This window comes from Clostridioides sp. ES-S-0123-01, from assembly GCF_020658415.1.
Taxonomy (GTDB): domain Bacteria; phylum Bacillota; class Clostridia; order Peptostreptococcales; family Peptostreptococcaceae; genus Clostridioides.
The window spans coordinates 17,629-44,097 of record NZ_JACVWD010000008.1 but is presented as its reverse complement, the minus strand read 5'-3'; the positions used below and the strand labels follow the sequence as shown (position 1 = coordinate 44,097).

General features: G+C 29.1%; 23 protein-coding genes and 1 riboswitch. Of the genes, 1 reads left to right on the top strand and 22 read right to left on the bottom strand.

Features of this window, described 5'->3' with window-relative positions:
- Positions 1 to 37: 37 nt before the first annotated feature.
- The 10 genes from IC175_RS16840 to purR form a co-directional block, all read right to left on the bottom strand.
- Complete coding sequence (locus tag IC175_RS16840; RefSeq protein WP_227483599.1) at positions 38 to 604, bottom strand: prepilin-type N-terminal cleavage/methylation domain-containing protein; 567 nt, start codon at positions 602 to 604, stop codon at positions 38 to 40.
- A gap of 26 nt (positions 605 to 630) precedes the next feature.
- On the bottom strand, positions 631 to 1,539 hold the full coding sequence (gene pilO, locus IC175_RS16835) for a type 4a pilus biogenesis protein PilO (protein WP_227831528.1): 909 nt from the start codon (positions 1,537 to 1,539) through the stop codon (positions 631 to 633).
- Entirely contained in the window at positions 1,532 to 3,244 is a 1,713-nt protein-coding gene (locus IC175_RS16830; RefSeq protein ID WP_227436323.1) for a PilN domain-containing protein, read from the bottom strand. The genes pilO and IC175_RS16830 overlap by 8 nt, the downstream gene beginning before the upstream one ends.
- A gap of 15 nt (positions 3,245 to 3,259) precedes the next feature.
- Positions 3,260 to 4,468, bottom strand: a complete 1,209-nt coding sequence (locus IC175_RS16825; protein ID WP_227436325.1) for a type II secretion system F family protein — start codon at positions 4,466 to 4,468, stop codon at positions 3,260 to 3,262.
- An 11-nt stretch (positions 4,469 to 4,479) separates the two neighbouring features.
- Entirely contained in the window at positions 4,480 to 6,156 is a 1,677-nt protein-coding gene (locus IC175_RS16820; RefSeq protein ID WP_227831529.1) for a GspE/PulE family protein, read from the bottom strand.
- Between the two features lie 154 nt (positions 6,157 to 6,310).
- Positions 6,311 to 6,802 carry a type II secretion system protein gene (locus IC175_RS16815; RefSeq protein ID WP_227831530.1) on the bottom strand — a complete coding sequence of 164 codons (492 nt, stop codon included), beginning with the start codon at positions 6,800 to 6,802 and terminating at the stop codon, positions 6,311 to 6,313.
- Between the two features lie 157 nt (positions 6,803 to 6,959).
- A riboswitch (cyclic di-GMP riboswitch) is annotated at positions 6,960 to 7,045 on the bottom strand.
- Positions 7,046 to 7,872: 827 nt separating this feature from the next.
- Complete coding sequence (locus IC175_RS16810) at positions 7,873 to 8,823, bottom strand: ribose-phosphate diphosphokinase (protein WP_054271950.1); 951 nt, start codon at positions 8,821 to 8,823, stop codon at positions 7,873 to 7,875.
- Positions 8,824 to 8,917: 94 nt separating this feature from the next.
- Positions 8,918 to 10,297: a bifunctional UDP-N-acetylglucosamine diphosphorylase/glucosamine-1-phosphate N-acetyltransferase GlmU gene (gene glmU, locus IC175_RS16805; RefSeq protein WP_227436330.1), complete on the bottom strand. Its 1,380-nt coding sequence runs from the start codon at positions 10,295 to 10,297 to the stop codon at positions 8,918 to 8,920.
- A gap of 210 nt (positions 10,298 to 10,507) precedes the next feature.
- Positions 10,508 to 10,786, bottom strand: coding sequence for a septation regulator SpoVG (spoVG, locus tag IC175_RS16800; protein ID WP_003421453.1), 279 nt, complete (start codon positions 10,784 to 10,786; stop codon positions 10,508 to 10,510).
- A 155-nt stretch (positions 10,787 to 10,941) separates the two neighbouring features.
- Positions 10,942 to 11,820 carry a pur operon repressor gene (gene purR, locus IC175_RS16795; RefSeq protein WP_227436331.1) on the bottom strand — a complete coding sequence of 293 codons (879 nt, stop codon included), beginning with the start codon at positions 11,818 to 11,820 and terminating at the stop codon, positions 10,942 to 10,944.
- A 218-nt stretch (positions 11,821 to 12,038) separates the two neighbouring features.
- Between purR and murC the strand changes: the two genes are divergently transcribed.
- Positions 12,039 to 13,391, top strand: coding sequence for a UDP-N-acetylmuramate--L-alanine ligase (murC, locus tag IC175_RS16790; protein WP_227436333.1), 1,353 nt, complete (start codon positions 12,039 to 12,041; stop codon positions 13,389 to 13,391).
- A gap of 77 nt (positions 13,392 to 13,468) precedes the next feature.
- Here the strand turns inward: murC and IC175_RS16785 are convergent, their stop codons facing one another.
- The 12 genes from IC175_RS16785 to IC175_RS16730 form a co-directional block, all read right to left on the bottom strand.
- Positions 13,469 to 14,263 (bottom strand): hypothetical protein, encoded by a 795-nt coding sequence (locus tag IC175_RS16785; protein ID WP_227436335.1) that lies wholly within the window; start codon positions 14,261 to 14,263, stop codon positions 13,469 to 13,471.
- Positions 14,264 to 14,332: 69 nt separating this feature from the next.
- Positions 14,333 to 15,229, bottom strand: coding sequence for a cation diffusion facilitator family transporter (locus IC175_RS16780; protein ID WP_227436337.1), 897 nt, complete (start codon positions 15,227 to 15,229; stop codon positions 14,333 to 14,335).
- Positions 15,230 to 15,414: 185 nt separating this feature from the next.
- Complete coding sequence (locus IC175_RS16775; RefSeq protein WP_227851752.1) at positions 15,415 to 16,530, bottom strand: M20/M25/M40 family metallo-hydrolase; 1,116 nt, start codon at positions 16,528 to 16,530, stop codon at positions 15,415 to 15,417.
- Between the two features lie 149 nt (positions 16,531 to 16,679).
- A complete protein-coding gene (locus IC175_RS16770; protein WP_227851751.1) occupies positions 16,680 to 17,966 on the bottom strand; it encodes a hypothetical protein in 1,287 nt (428 codons plus the stop codon).
- A 65-nt stretch (positions 17,967 to 18,031) separates the two neighbouring features.
- Entirely contained in the window at positions 18,032 to 18,901 is an 870-nt protein-coding gene (gene rsmA / locus IC175_RS16765; RefSeq protein WP_227825271.1) for a 16S rRNA (adenine(1518)-N(6)/adenine(1519)-N(6))-dimethyltransferase RsmA, read from the bottom strand.
- Positions 18,902 to 19,062: 161 nt separating this feature from the next.
- Entirely contained in the window at positions 19,063 to 19,593 is a 531-nt protein-coding gene (gene rnmV, locus IC175_RS16760; RefSeq protein ID WP_227436345.1) for a ribonuclease M5, read from the bottom strand.
- Between the two features lie 357 nt (positions 19,594 to 19,950).
- Positions 19,951 to 21,018: a putative 2-aminoethylphosphonate ABC transporter substrate-binding protein gene (locus tag IC175_RS16755; RefSeq protein WP_227436348.1), complete on the bottom strand. Its 1,068-nt coding sequence runs from the start codon at positions 21,016 to 21,018 to the stop codon at positions 19,951 to 19,953.
- An 11-nt stretch (positions 21,019 to 21,029) separates the two neighbouring features.
- Positions 21,030 to 22,718, bottom strand: coding sequence for a putative 2-aminoethylphosphonate ABC transporter permease subunit (locus tag IC175_RS16750; protein ID WP_227851750.1), 1,689 nt, complete (start codon positions 22,716 to 22,718; stop codon positions 21,030 to 21,032).
- Between the two features lie 17 nt (positions 22,719 to 22,735).
- A complete protein-coding gene (locus IC175_RS16745; protein ID WP_227436351.1) occupies positions 22,736 to 23,731 on the bottom strand; it encodes an ABC transporter ATP-binding protein in 996 nt (331 codons plus the stop codon).
- Positions 23,732 to 24,568, bottom strand: coding sequence for a PHP domain-containing protein (locus tag IC175_RS16740; RefSeq protein WP_227851749.1), 837 nt, complete (start codon positions 24,566 to 24,568; stop codon positions 23,732 to 23,734).
- A gap of 3 nt (positions 24,569 to 24,571) precedes the next feature.
- Positions 24,572 to 25,741, bottom strand: coding sequence for an alpha-D-ribose 1-methylphosphonate 5-triphosphate diphosphatase (locus IC175_RS16735; RefSeq protein ID WP_227851748.1), 1,170 nt, complete (start codon positions 25,739 to 25,741; stop codon positions 24,572 to 24,574).
- Entirely contained in the window at positions 25,742 to 26,455 is a 714-nt protein-coding gene (locus IC175_RS16730) for a phosphonate C-P lyase system protein PhnL (protein ID WP_227436358.1), read from the bottom strand.
- Positions 26,456 to 26,469: the final 14 nt, after the last annotated feature.

The window sequence follows — 26,469 nt, the reverse complement described above, 5'->3', positions numbered from 1 at the left end:
TTTTATCAACCTACTTATTTTTTAAATAAATTCCCATTTACCCAATTCTTGACATAACATCAAATGTATAAGTCTTATTATTTAAATCACTGCTTTTCTGGCCTTCTTGAGCTGATTCATTATAATATACACTTACTGTATAAATAGATTTATCAGCTTGTTTTTCTATTTTAAATGGCGTTTCCTTCATTTCTTTATTGTTTTGAACTAATGGTTGATTAGAAATTATTTCTTCTCTAAGTGCATCTTCAGTATTAGTGGTATTTTCTTGAATTCTTGTTACAGAGTATACTCCTGTATTGTTTTTGGTATCTATAGATACTTCATACTTTACTGTATTCTCTGGAGTTTCTATATTGTATTCATAGCCACTACCTGAACTGTTCTTTGTTACATCCTTACAGTTTTCTAAGTCTCTATTTAAATATTTATTAATTAAATTAATATTTACTTGAGCATCTGTAATGATTTGTTGTTTTTTTACTGCTGATGTTATACCATTAAATACTTTATAAGAAATGCTTAAAACTATAGTCAATATAAATACAGCTACTATTATTTCTAATAAAGTAAGACCTCTTTCATTGTTTTTGTACAAGCTCATCACCTATCTTTAAAACCTATTTGGTTTTATTTTGCACTAGATTTAAATGGATTATATTTTCCTGGTCTCCATGAAGATGGATTATCTGTATCAAGTACCATTGTAGTATTTTCTTTAGTATACATTATAAATTTAAATGTAGCCTCTACTACACCTTCTGCCTCTGGAGTCGCTACTTCTTTTTTTGTTTCTTTTTCTGTTGCAGCTCTAAGTACACAAGTGTTACATAGATAACTTGTTGACCTATCTAAAAGTTTGTCATTCTTAAGAATTTCTCCTTCTTTTATCAATGGACAGTCATTATATAAATGCCATTTATCTTCGCCTTCTACCCAATATATTTTTGTATCTTTATTTATGTTCACATTTTTAATTAAGTCTTTATTACTTGTTGTCTCTTGTTCTTCTTTTTCTGGCTCTATATATGAAGTCATAGTATAGTCTAATATCTGAGTAACATTTTTTTGCTCTTCTAAATAAGCCATCAATTTTTTAACATTTCTATAGTCCCCTCTAACACTTATTGTTGTTGATATTCCATAAAAATGTTCATATTCTCTAATATTTCCAACATCATAGCTAGTTAAGTCAATATTATATGTTTTCATTTTCTTGTCTAAACCAATTAGAAACAGACCATCTTGCATATCATATAATAGGTTTTTACTTTTTTCATTTAATTCAGTTTCAATATTTTTAAGTTGTTTTTCATATTTTGGCATAAGAGCTGTTTTCTCTTTATATGTATTTAGTTTTTGTGTAGCTTGTTTTACAGAATTTTTTGTAGAAACATATTTCTCATATTGTGGATAAAGTCCAAAATATCCATAGGATAAAATAGCAAGTAAAATTACAACTTTTATAAGTATTCCCTTTAGACTAACTTCCATTTTAAATATATCTTTTATATCTTTTTTAAATATGTCCTTATTCATTAGTTAATACACCTTCTTTCAGGTATAATGTCATATTAAATGTATAGTTGGAATTCTCTTCATTGCTTTTTATGCTATGCAGTTTAACATCTTCAAAATAATACAAGCCCTTTAATTTATATAAAAACTGACCTACATAAGAAGAATCTTTAGCATTTCCTTCTATGTTTATAACATTTGGTATCTTATCATATAATGGTGTTTTATCATCTTTATCTGTATCAGCACTATCAGTTCCACTATCTCCAGTTAATGCTTCTGACACATTTGTAGTCTTATCTTCATTTAAATCACTGCTGGCTTTATCTCCATCACTACTACTTTTTGTATTTGATTTTGTTTCATTACTACTTGATTTATTTGTGGTAGTTTTATTGTTATTTGAGTTCTCAGTTTTATTAGTAGTTCCAAGATTTTGATAAGTCGTTGATAAACTCATTAGTTCAACTCTACTTGGAGTATTTTTATCTATATCATCCAATAGATTTTCCCATTTTACCTTTTTCCCAATTAACATATCATATACCTTTATTTCTTCTGTTTTACTTTGTATCATTTTTTCTATATTTCCAATTTGATAGTAAGCAGACTCAATATTTCTTATTTCATCATTTACATTTTCAAGTTCTTTATTAGCTAAACTGTTTGAAAAAATTAAACATAAATATGGAATAGAAATCACTAAAATAACCACAGGTGCCATTTTCATTACACTTTTTATTTGTTTAGCTTTCATTTGTTTTCTAAGTATATCTATTGGTAGAAAATTTATATTTTCAAAATCTTTTTTGTCTTTAGGCTCTATCATACAACCTAAAAGTTCTACAATTGAATTTATATCATCTTCATCTATATCACCAGATACCATATCAGCTATATCCATTATCTCTGTAAGACCTTGAGAAACATAGTTTGAAAATGCAGAACTAAAAGCCTCATAAATTAATTTATTAGAGTACCTTTTCCCCAATATCAATATAGTGTCTGTTACCTTACCAAAGTTTCTTGACGAATAGTAATTCATAAGTCCTTTTGACTCTTCGACCACATTTAATAATTGCATTTCCATATCTTTAGCAGTTATTCTTATTGGTATATTATCACTAATAAATAAAGTATCTTTTTTATATATGTTTATAATTGTGCTATTATCGCTTATATTTGTCACCATTATATCATTGTAATCTAAATTCTTGAGAATTCTTAAATAAGCTGTTGATAATGTATCTATTCTATCCAATACCAAATCAAATTCATGTATTATATCTACAATTGCATTTATTTCTTCTTTCTTTATAGCCCCAATAATCAGATTTAAACTAGCCTCTTCACCTTCTGACCTATCAGATATCTCACTAGATACTTCATATGAAAATACATACTCATCTGATTCCAGGGCCATCATTTCATCCATTTCTAGCTTCATAAATCCATCTAAATCTTTTTTATCCATCTTAGGCAACTTTTGAGGTTTTAGAATTACATCTCTCGTATTCAAACAAAACACTATATGTTTTGATTTTAACTTTACATTTTCTAATGCATATCTCAATAGAGCATACTTTTCTTTAGAAAAATCTTGAGCAATATCCTCTATTGAAAATACATTAAAGTTTTTTATATAAAATTTATCTTTATCATGTTTGTATCTGCCTTCAACTATGGATATAGAATCACCATAATATGATACATAAACCTTATTCATTTGTTGTTTTCCCTCCTACATAGCATCATATATACTAAGCATTGGCATGAATATTGATACAACCAGTACCGCAACTATAATACCAACTGCAATTATTAAAACAGGTTCTATCATTGATGCCATTCTATTTAGATAAATTTCGGATTCATATTCATAGAATTCAGCCATCTGTCTACTTATGTTCTCTAATTCCCCTGTCTGTTCCCCTATAGCTATCATCTGCACTAAAACTGAATCAAAATACGTATATCTTTCTAAGTTTTCTGCTAGACTTTCACCTCTTGTTATTCCATCTTTTGCTGATGTTAAAATCTTTTCTGCCATAGTATTATTTACACTATCTATAATATAATCGAGCCCTTGAACTAATGGATACCCAGTTGATACAAATAGATACAATGCTCTTGAAAATCGTGTAGCCACCATACAGTTTATACCTTTTCCCAATACAGGAATTTTATTTATAACTCTATCCTTTTGAGCTCTACCCACTGGTGTTTTTAGATACTTCTTAAATTGGTAAATAGACAGTATAATAACTAAAAGTACTATTGGCCAAAATGTCTTCATAAATGTACCAAATCCCATAACAATCCTTGTTACAAGTGGAAGAGTGGCACCTACTGTTGTGATTGAATTAATCATCTTAGGTACCATAAATGCTGTAAATATAAAAATCATTATAAATGAAGAAATCAAAACTATTAATGGGTATGTAGCTGCATTTCTAAGCTTTTGCTTAACTCTATGCTCACTGGAATAAAATGAAGCCATACTTTTTAATACTTCATCTAGTTTACCTGTAGCCTCACCTGTAGCCACCATAGCACCAAGTAACTTTGGAAACTTAGACTTTGGTGCAAGCATTGAGTCAGCAATAGTAGAACCTATTTTTATCTCTGCTACTATACGATTTATTTCTTCTCTTAATGTAACATTAGTTGACCTTCCTGCTAATGTTTCTAATCCAGAAATACTATTTATACCAGAAGATACTATAATAGCAAACTGTCTGCAAAAATGGCTTATTTGGTCAGCCCCTAAGTCTTTTTTTCTCTTTCTAGAAGATATATTTATATTTTTACTTTTACTTTCTTTGATTTCAAGAACTCTAAGATTTCTTTTTCTAAGAAGACTTTTAGCTTCATTAAAATCATTAGCTTCAATCACATCAGTTTGCTTTTTCCCATCCTCTTTTATTATTGTGTACTTAAAACTTTTCATAATATCATCCCTTAATCAGTCATCAAAATTATTCTAATCATTTCTTCTACTGTTGTCTTTCCACCTAAAACCTTTTTAACTATATCCTCTTTTAGACTAATCATACCTTGTTTTTTAGCTAACTTTAAAATTTCTCTTTGATTTGCAGATGAATCTATTAGCTCTTTTATTTCTGGTGTAATTTCAAGCATTTCAAATATACCTAGACGACCCTTATATCCAGTATTATTACATCTTTCACATCCCTGTCCTTTATAGATAGTCACTGATTCGTTTACATCAATGCCAAGAGCCTTTTTTTCTCCAGTGTCTGCCTCATATGAAATTCTACAATGTTCACATATTTTTCGTGTCAGCCTTTGAGATATTACCCCTAAAAGAGATGAAGTTATCAAAAAACTTTCCACATCCATATCTAAAAGACGTGAAATCGCTCCGACTGCTGTATTTGCATGTAATGTACTTAAAACTAAATGTCCTGTAAGAGAAGCTCTAATTGCTATTTCAGCAGTTTCTGTATCTCTTATCTCTCCAACCATTATTATATCTGGGTCTTGACGCATAAAGGCTCTAAGCCCACTGGCAAAAGTAAGTCCTGCCTTCTCATTTATTTGAGATTGATTTACACCAGGTAGTTCATACTCTATAGGGTCTTCTATCGTTAATAAATTTCTATTTTCCGTATTCAATTGATTTAGCATTGAATATAATGTAGTAGTTTTTCCACTTCCAGTAGGTCCAACTACCAATATAAGCCCATAAGGAGTATTTATTAACTCATCATATATCTTAGAGCCATGTTCATCTATTCCTAGTACTTCTTTACTTACCATAAAATTACTCTTATCAAGTACTCTCATTGCTATTTTTTCATCCCTATTAGTAGGCATTGTAGAAACCCTAAAATCTATAGGTTTATTATCTACTTTTAAATATATTCTACCATCTTGTGGAATCCGCTTTTCAGATATATTTATATCTGACATTATTTTTATACGACTTATTACCGCTTTGTATGGAGCAGAGTTCATTCTCATATATTCTCTTAACATTCCATCTATTCTAAATCTAACACGCATGTAATTTTCGCTTTGTTCTATATGTATATCACTGGCCTCCATTCTAACAGCATTTTCTAGTATATTATTTACTAGTCTTACTATTGGAGCAGCATTTACATCCTCTTCAAGGATTACTGTTTCTCTAATTCCACCAGTCTTGTTTTTGTTGTATTCAGTCATTGCTTTATTTATTTCTGAATGTGCATAAGCATGACCTATTGCTTTGTTTATATCTTCTGCACTTGATATAAATATTTCGACATCTTTACCTGACATACGTCTTACATCTTGAACTGCTTCTCTGTCTTGTGGGTCTGACATGGCTAGACATATCTTGTCTCCATCGATTTTGAATGGAAATATCGCATATCTTTTACATATATTTTCTGGAACCATTTTTGTAGCTAATGTGTCTATTTCTGTTCCTTCTAAAAATACACTTTCTATATCCAAAAGTTCTTTTAATACACTTATTAATAAGTTACTATCTATAAGACCTTCTTGTACTAGAAATTCTCCTAGTCTTTTTCCACTGTTTTTTTGTTCTGATAATGCCCATTTAAGCTGGTCTTCTGTTATGTATCCTTTTTCAACCAGTTTGTCTCCTATTCTAACTTTTTTAGCCACAGATTTCACTCCTTTACTATCTCAATTATATCATCATTTGTGATTGGACATTAAAGAAAATAGTATAAAAGACAGGAAGATTTTCTTCCTGCCTTTTTCATTAAATTTATAATTAAACTTAAATATAATCAAATAATAAATATATTATTTACTATTAATTACCACTACTACCATTATCCTCTAAATTATCTATAAGAATGATGTATATATCACCTTTATCTAAAGCACTAGTTAACTTACTAGAAAGATTTTCATCTGTATAAACCTTATCTTCCCCTATATCAGATACTAGTTTGTTCGCTTGTTCTTTTGTTATTGTTGCGCCATCTATCAATAATGCTAATTTTTTATTATTACTAACTTTAACTAAATCATAAGTTCCACCAATATCAGAATTTTCTATATCAGATTCCAAGTATGATTTTAAGTGCGTTTTTATATCTGTAGGTAATGTGTTAGTATCTGCATAATAAGACAATGCTGCACTTTTAACTGAACTATAATCAGACTCAACACTTGCTACCTTAGCTTTGTTTATATTACTAAATAAAGCTGGAACTGCCACTACTGCTAATATACCTATAATTGCAATTACTACCAATAATTCCACTAAAGTGAAACCTTTTTTATTCTTTCTTAACTTCATTTTTATTCCCCCTCAATTTTTTTAATTAATACTTAATTATAATATATCTGGTTAAAAATCTAAGTAAAATTATTTACACGTACTAACCAGATTTATTTCTAGCATATAACCATTTTTTTGAACAAAAAAAACTATGAAAATAAAAGTATCATAAATACAATTTCATAGCCGGTTGCACCACTAACTCAATATGTTCCAAGGTGCCCACATTACAGAACATACATCAACGTTTCTATTTTATTAAATTTAGAATGATATATAACTCATAATAGAGATACATATCCACTTATATTATATAATAGTTACCACATTTTAGCAATACAGTTTATATTATTTATATATACCAAACTTTAACATATTCAAACATAATTTCCGAAAGTAATTATACTATACAAAAAAGAAACATCTCCCTACAATTATCATATATCGTAAGGAGATATTTATAAATTATCATTTAGTTTTATCATTGTCATTTCCATCCTTTGCTAATATTTATTTGAAAGCTAAAAGCTATTACAATATAGTATTTTATTAAAAACATCTATATTCTTGCAGTTATGATTCAGCCACAATCACTATATAAATGAAACTCTTCATCTATATATATGCTTATCGTACAAAATTACTTTCTTTACAGTAACTTTATATAATCCAGAACCCTCTCACAAACACTAAAGATATAGAATAGATACTATTTTCAATTCTTATAAATAAACTTTCAATAGATTTTTATATTTACTTTAGATTGTGGCTGAATCAATTAATTATTAGGGGTTCATCTTCAATCCTTCCCATTGGAAACACCTCTTTCTTTAATTTATATTTACATAATACTACATAATTCAAACTTTTTCAATGCTTTTTCCAAATATTTTTTATATTCGTAATATTCATAATTTTATATTTTTTATTAAATTTAGTTTTTAATTACTTATCCACATGTTTTACAAGAAACATTTACTTTTATATACACACATACAACTCCAATAAATTATACTAATACATAAATTAGATATTAAAAAAGAGTTGCTTAAAAACTTACTTTAAGCAACTCTTATAAATCTAATTAATTAAAATAATTTACTTACTGATTCATTAGAGAATATCATTCTTATAGCATCTCCAAATAAAGGAGCTACTGTTTTTATTTTTATCTTATCTATTCTTTTTTCTTCAGGAAGTTGTATAGTATCAAGAACTATTAACTCACTTATTTCTGAATTAGAAATTCTTTCAATAGCTGGTCCTGATAATACACCATGAGTACAACAAGCATAAACATCTTTTGCTCCAAACTCTTTAAGTGCATTTGCCGCATTAACGATTGTTCCAGCTGTATCTATCATATCATCTAATAGTATAACATTTTTACCTTTAACATCACCTATTAAGTTCATAACTTCACATACATTAGCTTTTGGTCTTCTCTTATCTATTATCGCTATTGGAACTTCTCCATTTAAAGTATTAGCAAACTTTCTTGATCTAGTAACACTTCCTAAATCTGGAGATACTACTACTAAATCTTCTATTTTCTTTTCATTGAAGTAATCTGCTAATATTGTTCCACCTAATAAGTGGTCTAGTGGTATATCAAAGTATCCTTGTATTTGAGCTGCATGTAAATCCATTGTTAATACTCTGTCTGCTCCAGCAGCAGTTATTAAGTTTGCAACTAATTTAGCAGTGATTGGATCTCTTGCCTTAGCTTTTCTATCTTGTCTTGCATATCCATAGTAAGGAATAACTGCTGTTATTCTTCCTGCTGATGCTCTCTTTAATGCATCAATTAAGATTAATAACTCCATTAAGTTATCATTTACTGGACTATTAGTAGATTGTACTACAAACACATCACAACCTCTTACTGTCTCATTCATGTTTACACATATTTCACCATCACTAAATGTACCTACTTCACAGTCTAGCACTGATACACCTATATAGTCAGCTATTTTTTGTGCTAACTCTTTCGATGAATTACCTGCAATAATTTTAATCTCGCTTCCGCTAGTATTCATTTATGTAACCCTCCTGAAAATTTTAAAATCCTAATGAATATAATTTATAATAATTTCGAGCTAATTTTATTAGCCAAAATAATAAACTAAATAACTACTTACCTTGATTATCTTTTTGATTCTTCTTTTCTACCCATCCTTCTTTAACAACTTGTCTTTGTCTTGCTATTGCTAAAGCTCCATCTGGGACATCATGTGTTATTGTTGAACCTGTTGCTATATATCCTTTTTCTTCTACAACTACTGGTGCAACTAAATTAGAATTTGAACCTATAAACGCATCATCTTTAACTATTGACTTAAATTTATTTTTACCATCATAGTTTACAAATACTACTCCACATCCAATATTCACATTTTTTCCAACATGCGCATCTCCTATATAAGAAAGATGAGATGCTTTTGAACCATCTTCTATAACAGCATTTTTTACCTCTACAAAATCACCTATTTTTACATTGTTTCCTAAGTTAGTTTTCGGTCTTAAATATGCATATGGTCCAACAGTAGTATTATCTCCAACTTTACTATCAAGTATCGTTGAATTTTTTATTTCTGTCCCATTTCCTATTTCTGAGTTTGTTATAGATGAGTTCATTCCAATTATACAATCTGAACCTATCTTTGTTTTTCCTTGTAACATAACCCCTGGATATATTATAGTATCATTACCTATCTCAACATCAGATTCTATGTAGGTAGAGTTAGTGTTTATTATAGTCACTCCATTTACCATATGAGATTCATTTATTCTTCTTCTCATAATTTCTTCTGCCTTTGATAATTCCACTCTTGAGTTAACACCCATAAGTTCTTCAATAGTTGAACCTGCAAATGCACCAACTTTTAAGCCCTTGTCTCTCATTATTTTAGCAGTATCAGTTAAATAATATTCACCTTGTGCATTGTTATTATTTAACAAATCTAATGCTTCTCTAAGACTCTTTCCATTAAAACAGTATATCCCAGAATTTATCTCACTTATCATTTTTTCTTCTGAATTTGCATCTTTTTGTTCCACTATTTTAAGAAGGTCACCCTTCTTATCTCTTATTATTCTACCATAACCTGTTGGATTTCCAACTTTTGTTGTAAGAACTGTGGCATGATATTTATTTTCTATATGGAAATCAAATAATTTCTTTAATGTTTCTTCCTTTATAAGTGGAGTATCTCCACAAAGTACAACTATTATATCGTCATCATTTATATATTCTTTAGCCATTTTTACAGCATGTCCTGTTCCAAGCTGTTCTGTTTGCATAGCTATCATAGTTTCTTCTGCAAGTTTTTCTTTTACTACATCCGCTTCATGCCCCAAAATTACAACAGTATCCTTTACACCTGATTTTTTTGAAACATCTATAATATGGTTGACCATTTCTTTTCCGCATACTTTATGTATAACTTTTGGGTATTTAGACTTCATTCTTGTTCCTTTGCCAGCGGCAAGGATTATAGCTTTAAAGTTCATTGATACACTCCATTCAATCTAATTTAATTTTATTCGTATTATTATCTCAATCAATATACATTATAATACATTTATTTAACAATTTGTATACAACATATACATTATCACTAATAATATAGCACTTTTTTACTAAAAAGTACATATTTTAATGCAAATTCTACATTTAAAAAGAGCCTAAATGTTCGGGCTCTCTCCATTTTATATTTATTGTTATTCAGCAGCTACTTCCCATTGAACTAATGCTTCATGATACGCTTGTAAAACTGCATCTTCTAAAACTTGTCTCATTTCTGCATTTATTGGATGAGCTATGTCTCTGAAATTTCCTTCGCCTACTTTTCTGCTAGGCATTGCTATAAATAACCCATTGTGGCCTTCTATAACTTTTATATCATGCACTACAAACAAATTATCAAAAGTTATTGAAACTATACATTTCATCTTGCCTTCTTCTGTTAATTTTCTTACTCTTACGTCAGTTATCTTCATACCAATATATCCCCCTTTGATTTTGACAGAAATTAATTTATATTAAAATTATTATTGTTGGAATAAATTAATATAAACTGTTTTTTAAGTAATTCTATGGACAACTAGGGATATCCTCTTTTTATTTTTACATATTTTTCTAAATATTTTTTTTATTAATCTTCATCTATTTCAAATTCAAATTCTGAATCATTTTCTTCATCTAATTCTTCATTTCTATATTCATCTTTAAAAGTTTTTAAATTTGGTTCAACTACTATTTTATCTCCAGTAACATCTAACTGAATTAGTGATATATAATCTTTTACCATTTTTTCTGAAGGATTTGTTGTAGATATAAATACTCCAGTACCTATAACCTCTGCTCCAAATTCATTCATAAGGTCTACCATTCCTTTTATAGTACCTCCACCCCTCATGAAATCATCTATAATTATAACTTTACTATCTGGTTTAAGAGCCCTTCTTGGTAAACTCATACTCTCAACCTTCGAATTATTTCCACTTACATATGTCATACTAAGGGTAGGACCTTCTGATACTTTTATGTCTTTCCTTATTATAACTAAAGGCAAATTCATAGCCTTTGCAGTCATAAGTGCCATAGGTATACCTTTTGTTTCCATTGTTACAACATAATCTGCATCTACATATTCAATGTTTGAAGCAAATATTTTTCCTATCTTAGCAGCTATTGTAGGGTCATAAATTAAATCAATTAAGTATAAAAAACCACCAGATAGTATTCTAGATGTATCACATATTTTCTCACATAATTCCATTAAAAACTCTGCATTTTCTGCTATAGAAGTTTTAGGTATATATTTTACTCCTCCTGCTGCACCTGAGATAGTTATAACTTTCCCTAAATGTAGTTTTTCAAATACATTTTTTACAACTAATAAATCTTCACTTATTGTGGATTTTGCTGCATTAAATTGATTTGTAAAATAACTTAATGTATATATTTTATTTGGATTATCAGATAGTATTTTAACTATTGCTCCAATTCTCTCTGTTCTTTTAAATTTCATTACTATTTCCTCCTACAAATACCTTTATATAACCTTAAACTAAATAATGCATAACAATTCGTATTGTGGTATAATATTACTTATGTTTTATTATATTCAAAAATAAAATACATATAATATTATATGCATATTAATTATAAAATATTGAACATTATATTATTATACCACAAAAATAGTTCATATTGTAGGACTTAATTAAAAAGAAAGGTGGTTTTATTATGAATATACACTTTATAGGAATTGGCGGTATCAGCATGAGTGCATTAGCCGAAATATGTATCAATAAGGGTTATCAGGTTTCAGGTTCGGATTCAAACGAATCATATCTATTAGACAAACTTAGGGATCAAGGGGCAAACATCTATATCGGTCAAAAAAAAGAAAATATATCAGATGATGTAAATATGGTTGTTTATACTGCAGCAGTTCACCCAGATAATGAAGAACTTATAGCTGCTCGAGAAAAGAATAAATTAATAATGAACAGAGCTACTTTTTTAGGCCAGATTATGAGAGAATATAAAAACTCTATAGCAGTTTCTGGTACACATGGAAAGACTTCTACAACATCTATGTTGTCTACAATTTTTGAATATGCAGACTTAGACCCAACTATACTAGTTGGTGGTAACTTAAGCATGATAGGTGGTAATGTTAAGATAGGTAATTCTAACCATTTTATAACTGAGGCATGTGAATATGTAGATAGTTTCCTTAATTTTAATCCTAAGATATCTATAGTTTTAAATGTTGAGGAAGACCATCTTGATTATTTCTCAGGTATAGACGAAATCAAAGCTTCTTTTAATAAATTTGGTAAACTTTTACCTCCAGATGGATATTTCATAATAAATGGTGATGATGAAAATGTAGATGACATATTATATGATGTCAAAGCTACTATTATAAAATATGGTAGAGATTCTGACAATGATGCTGTAATAAAAGACATACATTTTGATAATAGTGGTCATGGGATATTTAAAATAGAGTATCAAGGAAAAGATTTGGGAGAATTCGAGCTTTCTGTATATGGTCTTCATAATATATACAATGCTTCTTCTGCTATAATGGCAGCTCTTGTTTCTGGTATTGATTTAGAGACTATAAGAAAAAATTTAAAAATATATAAAGGTGTAGGAAGACGATTTGAATCTAAAGGATACTACAAAAATGCCTTAGTAATAGATGATTATGCACATCATCCAACTGAATTAAAGGCTACTTTAGCTGCTGCTAAAAAGTTAAAAAAATCAACTTTATGGTGCATCTTCCAGCCACATACTTACACTAGAACAAAATCTCTTTTAGGAGAATTTTCAGAAGCTTTCTATGCTGCTGATAAAGTTATCATAACAGACATATATGCTGCAAGAGAAGATGATCCAGGAGATATACACTCTAAAGATTTAGTTGAAAAATTATATCAAAACAACGTAGATGCTATCTACATAAAAGAATTTGAAGATATAGTAAAATATTTACGTGAAAATGTTAATGATAATGATTTAGTAATAACTGCTGGTGCTGGTCCAATATATAAGGTTGCAGACTTACTAGTTGAAAAATAGTATGTAACTAAAAATAACATATAAAAATTAATGTAGGCTATCAAATGATATAATCGCTTGATAGCCTTCTTAATATTTTATTTCTTTCCAATCTCAAATATTTCATTTTTAAGATAATCAAATAAACTTGTATGAACCTCGTAGTAAGAGACAGTTTTTTTAGAAGTAACTTTTACATAATCCTTGCCCATTGTATCTACTTTCACAGCAAAATTTTCACCTTTTATATTTATACTGAAATTATAATCACTTCTTTCCTTGCTTTTTTCTGGCTGAACCTTTCCTACAACTCTTTTTGAAATCATCTTATGTGCTAAATCATCAAACTTCCATTTATGAACCTTCTTAGTTTCTTTTCCATAAGTTATAGTGACCTCTTTCCAGTCTTTATAGTGACTCAAAAGGTCAAATGAAGTATATATACTCTCATCTAAAAGTTTCTTAAAAGAATTTTTGGAATCAATTGGAACTTTATAATATTCCTCTTTATTTACAGTATAGACTCTAAAAAAATTAAGGTCTGTAGAAAATTTAATTCCATCATCAGAATACCCTTCATAAATTGCTTCATAAGAAGTAGTATTTCTTACCTTCTTAAATTCTGAGAAAAAGAACTTTATCTCGTTCCACATATCTTCTTCGATTTTTATGTTTTCTACATTTTTATCTGATACATAAATTTTCTTTTTCTCTTTTATTTGAGTCATTAAAGACCTATTATCTTCTGTCTCTGTTTCTACTTTCTTTGGAACTTCACTCTTATCCTTCTCCATGTTTAGACCTATTTTAAAGGATATAAAGTATATTATAAAGAAAACAACTACTCCTATTAATATTGCAGCTTTTTTCTTTAGTTTTCTTTTCTTACTCATTTAACCACCCCTAGAGTTTATAGTCATAAAACAATTATATAACTTTTTACACTTTTTTTTAAGCTATAATTATTTTATACACTTATTTCCTTGGCAATTAGTGCATGGTTCAACATGAACTGTTATCCCTTTTACAAATTCCATATGTTTTATTATATGTTTTTCCAACTTAGTAGCAATATCGTGCCCCTGTTTTACTGTGAGATTTTCATCAACACATATAGTCAAGTCCACATATGCCATAGCTCCATGCTTTCTAGTCTTTATATCTCCTAGATTTTTAACACCTTCTGTATCTGCTACAATAAACTTTAATTCTCTTCTTTCTTCTTCATCAACTGAAACATCCATCAATTCATTTACAGAACTTCTAAGTATATCGATTCCTACCTTAGCCACAAATACTGCCACTACAACTGACGCAATTGGGTCTAATGGTTTAAATCCTAAAATAGAACCTCCTATACCTATAAATGCAGCCACTGAAGATAGAGCATCTGACCTATGATGCCAAGCATCTGCTTTTAAAGCTGGTGAATTTATCTTTTTAGCAACTTTGATTGTTATTCTATATTGATACTCTTTTATCAAAATTGAGATGACTGACACTATTAACGGAAGTATTGATGGAACACTCAATGCATCTAAGTTAAATAATGATTTAATAGCCCCTATACCTATTGTTATAGAAACAAATATAAGTAATATTGATAATACGAATGATACCAATGTCTCTGCCTTTTCGTGACCATAATTATGTTCCTTATCTCCTGGTCTAGAAGATACATAATTACCTATCAGTACACCTATAGAACTTATAATATCTGAGGCTGAATGTAATCCATCTGCAATCATAGCACTCGAATTACCAATAATACCAGCTATCACCTTAATTATTGTTAAGACTATATTCCAAATTATTGATTGTATTGTTATTTTATTTGCTTCCTCATACCTTGTTTCCATTGTTATTCCTCCTAACAAACCAAATCTAAATATTATTAAAAACATATACTTAAACATAAATTAAATTTATTATTATATTCAAATGTATATCTTTTACTTTCAATAGAGATTATCAATCTTCTATAAAATGAAAAATCACCTAGCTTGAGCTAGGCGATATATATATTATACACTATTATTTAAATTTATGCTTCTTTTATTATCTCTATTACCATTTTGGCAGAATCATATAAATCCTTTATAGCTATATGTTCATCTAATGTATGCGCATTTTTCATACCTATTCCTAGAGTTATAGCTTCAATACCATTTTTACTTAATATATTAGTATCGCTACCTCCTCCTGTAGATTCAGTATGACCTTCTATTCCTAAATTTGAAAATGCTTTTTTTGCAAGTTGTATTATTTCTGAATTTTCATTCACATCTATTGGAGTATATGCTCTATTTACATCTATTTCAATTTTAGCTCCAAAATCCTTAGCAGCTTTTTCAAAAGTTTCTACCATATGTTTAGTTTGAACATCTAATTTATCTTCTTTTAGACTTCTAGCTTCTGCAACTATGTTAACTTCTCCTGTTACTATATTTGTAGCTGTTCCACCATTTATAATTCCTATGTTAGCAGTTGTTTCTTCATCTATTCTAAGTAAATTCATATTATCTATTGCTCTAGCAGCTACCATTATAGCACTTATACCAGCTTCAGGCTCAAGACCTGCATGAGCTGTCTTTCCTAATATCTTAACATTTATTACATCTTGTGCAGGAGCTTTTACTATTATCTCTCCTGGAGAACCACCACTATCTAATACAAAGGCATATTTAGAATCTATTTTTGCATAGTCTAAATTTTTAGCTCCAACTAATCCACATTCTTCACATATAGAGAATACAACTTGAATATCAGTATGTTCTATATTATTTTCTTTTACTTGTCTTAATCCCTCTAATATAGCTGCTATACCTGCTTTATCATCAGATCCTAATATTGTAGTCCCATCACTTTTTATTATTCCATTTACTTCATCCACTATAGGTTTTACCCCTATTCCTGGAGTTACTGTATCCATATGTGAACTAAATAATATTTTCTTTCCTTCTTTATTTCCTTTTAAAGTAGCTATTATATTGCCTGTTTCTCCATTTGCTTTTTCACCAGCATTATCTACTACAACTGAACAACCTATTTCTTCTAACTTTTCAACTAATACTTTGGCTACGTTCCCCTCTTTTAAAGATAAACTGTCTATCTGTATTAATTCAAGGAACTCATTTAAAATTCTTTGCTCGTTTATCATAATCTTCCTCCATAATATAATAGGTATTTCAACATATATTGTAGTGTAATATTTAAATATTATCAATAGTTTTTAAACTTTTATATCATTTTAGTTAAGTTTCTTTACTAAAATGAAAGTTAAAGTTAAATTCTTTCATTCTTATTGTTTTATCTAACTATACTTCTCTGTCTAGAATCTATAAAGCATAACCAGTAGCCTAAACTATTGGTTCTGTGGTCACAAGCTTGATATCTCAAAAATCCTGTACTTCCATTATCTGGTTGTTCATTTCTATTACCTGGAATAGCATAAATATAATGCTTTCTCTTATTATATTCATCATATTGTACTCCGAATAAGTAATGTCTATATTTATATGAATGTAAAACTGCATCACTATACATTGTATAATTCAATACATTTAAATATCCTAAATAAGGCATTGAATATCCACACAATGTTGTAGGGTTTACCTCTATTTTCCACCATCTTGTATTGTCTATATAATCTGCTGTAAAAGGCTTAACTTCTCTAAATAGCTTTAACCCTTTCTTTATTTGTCTAGGCATAAGTAATGTTCCAGCTTGCTTATTCCCACTATCTATTTGATTTATTCCATTGGCTCTTTTTACTTTTTCAACATTATTTTGTTCTTTTTGAGTTTTCTTTGACTTAGTAGTTTTTTGAGAAGCAACTACCTTTTCTTCATGTCTTATTTCAAAATCTTCTTCATCCTCATCATATTCATCTTCATATTCTATATCGTCATAGAATTCATTTTCTTTAGCCTTGTTATAATTTTCTATTTCCTTATAGTTATTAAATTCTTCAATTTCATCATCACTAGAATCTTCTACATCTGCTCTTATCTTTAATTCTCCCTCTTCGGTTTCATCATCTTCCCAATAATCTTCATATTCATCTTCATCATATTCTTCTATAATATATTCTTCGTCACTATCACTGTTTTCTTCATTATCAGCATCTTCTTCTAAGTACTCTTCTTCTCTTTCAACCTCTATATCTTCTTCTAAATACTCTTCTTCACTTTCAGCTAACCCTTCATCTTCTACATCTTGGAATAATATGTCCTCATAATTTTCAATCTTATTTCCCTTAAACCCAACTAGAGGAATATTTCTTTCATACAATAAGGCAATTCCTTTTATTTCTTCATCATAATCCTCTAAATCTAAAACAAATTCACCTCTTCCTTGTTCATTTAAAATTATATTTCCTAAGTCTATTAATCCATGGTCACCTTTTATTGCTACTGCTTTATACCCATCTTTAACATATTTTAGATTTTCTACATATAATGCAATGATTGATTTTTCATCATTTACTTCGACTTTTGCAAAAGCTTTTGGCAGTACTCGTTCTTTGTATCTAAAGTTTATGTCTTTAGCTTCTAGTATTATATAGTCTCTTTTAAACTTTCTTTTAGAACCCACTGCAATCCCCCCTTAACACAGTTTCTCTAAACAATATATGTTAATAAAATAAAAAAAAGTACCTCCTATTTAGAAGATACTTTTGTATTTACTATATTTGAAAGAACTGCAAACTCTTCTATACTAAGAGTTTCACCACGTCTTTTTTCATCTATATTAGCTTCTTTTAATATTTCTCTTATTTCGTCCTTATTAAGAAAACCAAGGCCTCCCAATGAATTAAGTAAAGTCTTCCTTCTTTGTCCAAAAGATGCTTTTACTGTCTTGAAAAATAGTTCTTCATTATGAACATCATATTTCTTTTCAGCTCTGACATGTAAACCTATAACCGTTGAATCTACATTGGGTTGTGGTATAAACATATGTCTTGGAGCCTTTGCTACAATTTCTGTTTCACAATAGTACTGAACAGCTATGGACAATGCTCCATAATCCTTTGTACTTGGAACAGCATTCATTCTATCTGCAACTTCTTTTTGAACCATAACTACTATATCCGTTACAGGTATATCCTCTTCTAAAAATTTCATAACTATTGGTGTAGTTATATAATATGGAAGATTTGCTACAAGCTTAACTGGTCCACCATTTAATTTATCTTTTACTAGTTCTTGTATATCTACTTTTAATATATCTTGGTTTATAACTTCTATATTCTCTAAATCTGATAAGGTATCTTTCAATATAGGAATTAAGTTTCTATCAATTTCTATAGCTACCACTTTCTCTGCTACCTTACCCATTTCACGAGTAAGTGTACCTATCCCAGGACCTACTTCTATTATGTTATCTCCTTCTGTAACTCTAGCTCCATCCAATATTTTATCTATTATATTACTATCTATTAAAAAATTCTGACCTAAAGACTTTGAAAATTTAAAATTATGTTTTTGTACTACTTCTTTCGTTGCACTGTGTGAAGATAGTCTATCCATCGTTTACTCCTTTTTAACTTATTTTAAGATTTTATCCTATTAATTATACTTATTTACATGTGTTTAAAGCAAAATATTTATTAAAGATAATTTATTTTAAATTACTCCATAATTTTATATTTATTTTTTATATATTTTTTTCATATCATATATGCTTACATTTAAATTTGTTTTAATGCACTTATAAATTCTTCTCTTTCAACACCATAATTATTTAATCTATTTAAAAATTGCTTTGCATTTCCATAACCAATCCCAAGTATTTTACCAAGTGCATCTCTCCTAGATGATGCATCTTCATTTCCTATAAGACCATTTCTAATCAAATCAACTTGTTTAAATTCATCTCTTTTCTCTGTACTTTCAGTTCTAACTTTATTTAAAGCTGCTATTATACTTTTAGGAGTAGCATTTTCTATACCTATATCTCCATCCTTTTTAGCTTCTTCTCTTGGTAAAAACGCATGTTTACATCCTGGAACTTCTGATGCTATTTTTTTTCTTATTTTTTCACCTGCAAAATCTGGGTCGGTAAATATTATAACTCCTCGTCTTTCATTAGCTGATTTTATACGCTCCATTACTCCTTTTGGAAATCCAAATCCACCTGTGGTTATAAGTTCTGCATCTATTGCTCTCTTAACAGCTGTAACATCATCTCTTCCCTCTACTACTATTATCTCTTTTATCATATAAATTCACCTTTTATTTGTTTTTAGTTTTTGTTTACATCTCTTTATTTTAAGGTTTTTATTTAATTTAATCAAGGCACTAACCTATTTATTTTTATTTAGAAATCTATAGTTTAAGAAAAATTTATTCCTACTAGATAAATATATTCACTATTATATTCTATTGAATCACCTATAAGCAACAATAAGTCCCATGTAGCATTACCTGTATTAATATTATATCATCCATACAATTTTCTTTTTTAATATTAATGATTTATAGAAAAAGATGTAGAACTCAGGACAAATATACATTAAAAGAGCCTAGATATAAATTTTATATTCTAGGCTCTTTTTTATTGTATTTTATTAATGAATTTAACTTTCCTTTTCTGTCTTTCCATCATATTTTGATATCCATTTATTTAATATAGTTTCTCTATTTTTTGCTGCTGATTTTAAATCATTATCTATCATTTGTTCTAATGGCTTTTTAGGGAATCCTTCTGGGATTGGATTTCCTGTATCAACTGTAGTAACTGCATAGTTCTTAGAATACTCATTCATTGCATCTTTACTTATTGCCCAATCTAAAAATACCTTAGAAGCTTCTTTTATATTATCTTTTTTTACAAGAGCATTTGCTTCTATATCCCATCCAGAACCTTCTTTTGGAAACACTACTTCTACTGGATAACCTTCTTCTTTTAATTTTATGCCTCTGTATCCAAAAGATATCCCTATAGGATACTCTCCTGAAGCTGCTGATGTAGCTGGAGCTGAACCTGATTGAGTATATACACCAATATTTTCATGTAACTTATCCATATATTGCCATGCTTTTTCTTCTCCCATAATTTGTATAAGCGCTGATACCGTTAAATATCCTGTACCAGAAGAAGATGGATTAGGCATAGATATAAGACCTTTATATTCTGGCTTTATCAAATCTTCATAAGAACTAGGAACTGGTATATTTTTATCTTTTAATTCTTTAGTATTTACTGTTATACCTGTCATCCAAGCATCTATTCCAACCCATGAAGGTACTTCTTTATCATCTTTAAATGCAGGGTCTATCTTATCAGACCCTTCTGGAGCGTATGGTTCTAACATTCCTTGGTCATCTGCAACTAGCAAGCTTGTGGCAGCAATCCCCCATACAATATCTGCTTGAGGGTTATCTTTTTCTGCTAATAGTCTTGCTGTTATATCTCCTGTTGATGCTCTAACAACATTTAATTTAATATCTGGGTATTTTTCTTTAAATGTAGCTAAATATGGGTCTATACTGTCTTCTTCGATTGCTGTGTAAACTGTTAAATCACCTTTTGTTTTACTATCAGACTTTGAGTCTCCACCTGATGAGGCAGTGCTACATCCTGTTATTACACTCAATAAAAGTGTTGATAATACTCCTAAAGAAACTAGCTTCTTAAATTTCATCTTTACCTCCCCTATGCAACATCTTTTTGTTGCCATTTTTGTGTATTATTTTTTAATTTTTTTGTTACGAATTCATAGCAAAGTCTTACTATTATATTTGTTAAAAGCACTAATACTGCCATAGCTGCTGATGGTCCTATATATCCTATCTCATCTAACTTCAATATGGATATTGATGCAGTCTGAGTCTGAGGAGTATATAAAAATATTAATGCTGAAACAGTAACCATTGAATTTACAAAATAATATACTACTATCTCAAGTATTGATGTTATAGACATTGGTACTGTGATGTTGAAAAACACTTTATAAAAGGGAATATTTATAGATTTTGCAACTAACTCATACTCTCTATCCAACATTTTTAGTGACGAATTTGAAGTTATAAAGCAAACAGAGTAAAAATGTACTATATTTACTATGACAAGTATAGCTGTACCACCATATAGGAAATTTAGTGGATTACTTGCTGAGTTAAAAAAAGTTATATATGATATTCCTAGCACTAGACCTGGTAATGCCATTGGTATCATAGATAAAAAGTAAGCTGTTTGTCTTAATCGTGGAAACTTATCTACTTTTTCTATCATGTATGCACTAAAAAACACAAATATAGTTCCAAATATAGCTGTTAATGTTGATATTTTTAAACTGCTTAAATAGGTTTTTAATCCGCTTCCTAAAATACCTTTAAATGTATAATGTTCCATTGTAAAACTTAGGTTATATGGCCATAATTTTATGACTGAACCTATAACTGAAACAAATATCAAAATGAAGATTAATAAAGTTATAAAACTACATGCTATTAAAAATACTCTATCTCTAAATTTGTTTTCTTTAATTTTATAAGGCATAGATTTTGCTGTTATAGTCATTCCTTGTTTTTTACTTGCCACCTTGTCTAATGTAAAAGCTATTAGTACAGGAATCAACATTACCATAGAAACAGTTGCTCCCATTGGTATGTTAAACTGCCCCACTACTTGCTTATATATATCTGTAGCTAACACATTATAGTTTCCTCCGACTACTTTTGCTGCTCCAAAGTCTGTAAATGCAAGTATAAAGGATACAAAGAAAGAACTTACCAGTGAGTACTTTATGCCTGGAATTGTAATTTTAAAAAACTTTTTAAAATCACTAGCCCCTAAGCTATCTGCTGCCTCATAAAGTCTATAATCTGCCATTGAAAGAGCAACGGATAGTATTAAAAAAGCTTGTGGAAATGTAAACAGTATTTGAGAGACAATTATTCCTAATGGTCCATATAATGGTATCTCAAATCCCATTGTTGTAAATATTCCTTTATTTCCAAATAGGTATATAAGTGAAATACCATATAACATAGTTGGTGCAAAAAGGGGAAACATTCCCATAGTTTTAAAAAAATTCTTAAATTTTATATTTGTTCTTGTTATTGCATATGAATAGATAAATGCTAAACATAGTGATATTAAAGATGAAACTGTAGATACAAAAATTGAATTTTTAAATGATGCTATAAGACTTGGATTTTCAGCATATTTACTAAAATTTGAAATACCTATGAAGTTTCCACTTGTATCTAAAAATGCATTTTTTAATAATGATACTAAAGGAAACAATATAAATACTATTAGTATAATTAGCGAAAAAATTAAAAAACATTTTTGTATTGTACTACCACTTATCCTTCTTTTGTTTTTTGTTGTTATCATTTATTCACCCCTAGCTATTAAGCACATCCCTCTGATTTATATTCTACAATTCCTTCTTTGGGAATTTTAAAATTTATTTTAGACCCTATACACAGTTTCATTTGTTCTGCAACTTTTGAAACTATATCTAATTTTATTTTCTTAGAACAATACTCAACTGTAATTCTATAGTTAAATCCTCTAAATTCAATATCTAAAATCTCTCCAACTTTGATATCATTGTCTTTAGAATCTCTATTAAATTCTACTTTTATATCTTCTGGTCTGATAGCTATCTTATTAATACCATCATCTATAAAGTTTATTGTTCCTATAAAATCAGCTACAAAAGGGGTCTCTGGATTTTTATATACTTCTTTTGGAGTCCCAACCTGTATTATTTCTCCACTATTCATAACAACCATTTTATCCGCCAAGCAAAGTGCCTCTTCTTGGTCGTGAGTTACCATTATAGTAGTAATACCCAGTTTTCTATGTAAGCTTCTAATCTGTTCCCTAAGTTTCAATCTTACTTTTGCATCCAATGCAGATAATGGTTCATCAAGAAGTAAAAAATCTGGCTCTAGAGCAATTGCACGAGCTAGTGCGACTCTCTGTTGTTGCCCTCCTGATAATTGAGAGGGATACTTTTTCTCATATCCACTTAATTCTACTACCTCTAAAACTTCATTAACTTTCTTATCAATATTAGATTTATTTATATTTTTATTTTCTAAGCCAAAAGCTATGTTTTTGTAAACAGTCATATTTGGAAATAGTGCATATGACTGAAAAACTATACCAAAATTTCTACTTTCAGGTGGTGAGTTTGTCATATCTTTATCATTTATTATTATTTTTCCATCATGTTTGTCTTCAAGCCCTGCAATTATCCTAAGCAAAGTACTTTTCCCACATCCACTTGGTCCCAATAAACAAATAAACTCTCCTTTTTCAATATCAATAGATATGTCTTTTAGCACTTTAGCTTGTCCATAACTTTTACTTACATCTTTAACTTGTAAAAAAGACATTTATAAAACCCCTCCTAAGGCTAACCTAAACTTAAATAAATCTTCTCTATTTAAGCTTTTACTTCCTAGGTCACACTCATGCTGAGAGTAAAGCCCATGATAATCTGAGCCTCCTGTAACAACTAAGTTGTATTTCTTAGCATAAGAAAGTGACTCTTTTTCTAAGTCTTTATTGTGAGATGGATGATACACTTCTATCCCATCTAATCCAACATTCACCATATCTTCAATAGCATTAAAATTGTCCATTTGCCCAGGATGAGCTAGTACGCAAATTCCACCAGAACTTTTTATAGCTCTTATTGCATCTTTATAATCTACATATTTTAAAGATACATACGCCTTACCATTTCCTCTATGAAACAACTCTTTATATAAACTTGAATATATTTTATCTGTGTATCCTTTATCTATAAGCGCTTTCATTATATGTTGTTTAAATATTCCAGTCTTTGATGTATATTTCTTTACATCTTCTAGAGATATTTTATATCCTAAATCTATAATTTTATTTACCATCTTAACAGATGCTTTATGTCTATCACAAACCATTGGATTACATAAATTTTTTATTTCTTGACTATTTAAATCTATGTTATAGCCCAAGATATGAACTCTTTTTCTGTTTTTATAATCGTATGCTGATATTTCTATACCTGGTATTATAGTTATTCCATAATTTTCTCCCAATATGATAGCTTCATCTAATCCAGACAATGTATCATGATTTGTTATTGCTAAAACACTTATATTATTTTCTGATGCTCTCTTAATTATTTCTTCTGTAGTGAAGTTATTATCTGATATGCTTGTATGACAATGTAAATCTGTTAACAATCTTTATACCTCCCTTTTATAAACTGTTTTTCCATTTACAATAGTATTTACAACTCTTGGATACTCACTATCAATATCCAATAAAACTAAATCCGCTTTTTTATTTTCTTTTATGCTACCTCTTTCACCATATATACCAACTGCTTTAGCTGGATTTGAAGTAAATAGGTTAACTGCTTTATTTAGATTGTTAGTTTCTTGTGCAACTATGCACATGGACTTTATCATTGCTGATGGAAGATAGTCTGAACAAACAATATCACAACAGTCTTCCAATATAGCATCCATTGCCTTTAAGTTGTTATTATGAGATTTCCCTCTTACAATATTTGGGGCACCTAGACAAGTTAAAACACCCAATTTCTTTGAATATTTTGCAACTTCAAGAGTTATAGGAAATTCAGATACATTAACTCCTATATTTTTTATAAAATTCATTTTTTCTAACGTATCATCATCATGTGATGCAACATTTATATTTTTAGTTTTTGCCACTCCTATAACACTGGCTATTTTATTCCAATCTAAATTATCATGTAAATCTACTAAGTCATCTAACCATGTATCTACATAATTTTCTGTTACTCCCCATACCTTAGTAGCATACTCTCTATAGAACTTTGGATTTGTATACTGACCTTGTCCTGGAGAATGGTCCATTATAGATAAATAGTCTATTTTATCTTCTTCTAACAACTCTGACACCTTCTCTAAACCTTCATGGTATAACACTTCATACCTTAAGTGAACTTTATGATTTATATTCTTACTATTTATATTTTTGTACGAATCGATATTTTCAATCATTTCCAAAGAATTATCAATACTTCTAACTCCTACTCCATCACCCAAAGATATAGAATGATAAACTGTTGTTATTCCATTTGCAGGTAGTTTTTTATCTAGTTCATAAAATGCCATATTAAATGGTAATAATGTACTTGGTCTTGGCTCTATTTCCTTTTCAATAGCATCACTATGAATATCTATGATACCAGGTATAACATATAAGTTTTTTGCATCTATTATTTCATCTATCTCATTGAAATCTAGTAAATAATCAATCTTATCATTTGAGACTTTCTTTATTGTATCTCCTGCTATAATTAAATGGCCATTTTCTAATATTTTATCTTCCAATACAATATTTGCATTATGAATTAATTTTACCATCTAAGCTACCCCACTTTCACTTATAGTGCCTTTTGTCATAGTAAATGTTTTATCTATAACGGTCTCCATAAATTCTATATCATGAAATATCCCTATCATTGTAGTTCCTTGATTTTTAAGTTCCAACATTTTTTCTTTTACGTATATTTTAGATTGATTATCAAGTGATGCAGTTGGTTCATCAAGTAACAAAAGCCTAGGTTTTTTGACCATAGCTTGTGCTAGATTTAATCTTAATTTTTCTCCGCCAGAAAAATTATTCGGATAAGCATCCCACAAGTTTTCCTTTATTTCAAACTGAGTTAGTATATCTTTTGCCATATCATATGCACAATCTTTTTCAAATCCACTCTCAATTAAAGAATGTACTACTAGCTCAATAGCCGTTATTCGTGGAAGTGTTTTTAAAAACTGTGATACATATCCTATTTCCTTTTTTCTAAGATTTATCATTTCTCTGTCACCAATTGTAGATAAATCTATCTTTCCATATATTTCTGAGTTAAATATTATTTCTCCAGTCGTTGGGATATATGTTTTATAAATACTTTTTAATATAGTAGACTTTCCCGCTCCAGATTTTCCTATTATTCCTAAAAATTCACCTTTGGAAATTGTAAAATTTATTTCACTACACGCTTTTATAGTTTTATTTAATGCATGTAATTCAAAATCTTTGCTAAAATTATTTACTTCAAGTATAATTTCTTCCATTTTATTTAAAACCC

What these genes read in the sequence shown, in the direction of transcription:
- IC175_RS16840 (WP_227483599.1), bottom strand. Translation starts at nt 604, where the DNA reads ATGAGCTTGTACAAAAACAATGAAAGAGGTCTTACTTTATTAGAAATA.
- pilO (WP_227831528.1), bottom strand. Translation starts at nt 1,539, where the DNA reads ATGAATAAGGACATATTTAAAAAAGATATAAAAGATATATTTAAAATG.
- IC175_RS16830 (WP_227436323.1), bottom strand. Translation starts at nt 3,244, where the DNA reads ATGAATAAGGTTTATGTATCATATTATGGTGATTCTATATCCATAGTT.
- IC175_RS16825 (WP_227436325.1), bottom strand. Translation starts at nt 4,468, where the DNA reads ATGAAAAGTTTTAAGTACACAATAATAAAAGAGGATGGGAAAAAGCAA.
- IC175_RS16815 (WP_227831530.1), bottom strand. Translation starts at nt 6,802, where the DNA reads ATGAAGTTAAGAAAGAATAAAAAAGGTTTCACTTTAGTGGAATTATTG.
- IC175_RS16810 (WP_054271950.1), bottom strand. Translation starts at nt 8,823, where the DNA reads ATGAATACTAGCGGAAGCGAGATTAAAATTATTGCAGGTAATTCATCG.
- glmU (WP_227436330.1), bottom strand. Translation starts at nt 10,297, where the DNA reads ATGAACTTTAAAGCTATAATCCTTGCCGCTGGCAAAGGAACAAGAATG.
- spoVG (WP_003421453.1), bottom strand. Translation starts at nt 10,786, where the DNA reads ATGAAGATAACTGACGTAAGAGTAAGAAAATTAACAGAAGAAGGCAAG.
- purR (WP_227436331.1), bottom strand. Translation starts at nt 11,820, where the DNA reads ATGAAATTTAAAAGAACAGAGAGAATTGGAGCAATAGTTAAAATACTA.
- murC (WP_227436333.1), top strand. Translation starts at nt 12,039, where the DNA reads ATGAATATACACTTTATAGGAATTGGCGGTATCAGCATGAGTGCATTA.
- IC175_RS16785 (WP_227436335.1), bottom strand. Translation starts at nt 14,263, where the DNA reads ATGAGTAAGAAAAGAAAACTAAAGAAAAAAGCTGCAATATTAATAGGA.
- IC175_RS16780 (WP_227436337.1), bottom strand. Translation starts at nt 15,229, where the DNA reads ATGGAAACAAGGTATGAGGAAGCAAATAAAATAACAATACAATCAATA.
- IC175_RS16775 (WP_227851752.1), bottom strand. Translation starts at nt 16,530, where the DNA reads ATGATAAACGAGCAAAGAATTTTAAATGAGTTCCTTGAATTAATACAG.
- rsmA (WP_227825271.1), bottom strand. Translation starts at nt 18,901, where the DNA reads ATGGATAGACTATCTTCACACAGTGCAACGAAAGAAGTAGTACAAAAA.
- rnmV (WP_227436345.1), bottom strand. Translation starts at nt 19,593, where the DNA reads ATGATAAAAGAGATAATAGTAGTAGAGGGAAGAGATGATGTTACAGCT.
- IC175_RS16755 (WP_227436348.1), bottom strand. Translation starts at nt 21,018, where the DNA reads ATGAAATTTAAGAAGCTAGTTTCTTTAGGAGTATTATCAACACTTTTA.
- IC175_RS16750 (WP_227851750.1), bottom strand. Translation starts at nt 22,718, where the DNA reads ATGATAACAACAAAAAACAAAAGAAGGATAAGTGGTAGTACAATACAA.
- IC175_RS16745 (WP_227436351.1), bottom strand. Translation starts at nt 23,731, where the DNA reads ATGTCTTTTTTACAAGTTAAAGATGTAAGTAAAAGTTATGGACAAGCT.
- IC175_RS16735 (WP_227851748.1), bottom strand. Translation starts at nt 25,741, where the DNA reads ATGGTAAAATTAATTCATAATGCAAATATTGTATTGGAAGATAAAATA.
- IC175_RS16730 (WP_227436358.1), bottom strand. Translation starts at nt 26,455, where the DNA reads ATGGAAGAAATTATACTTGAAGTAAATAATTTTAGCAAAGATTTTGAA.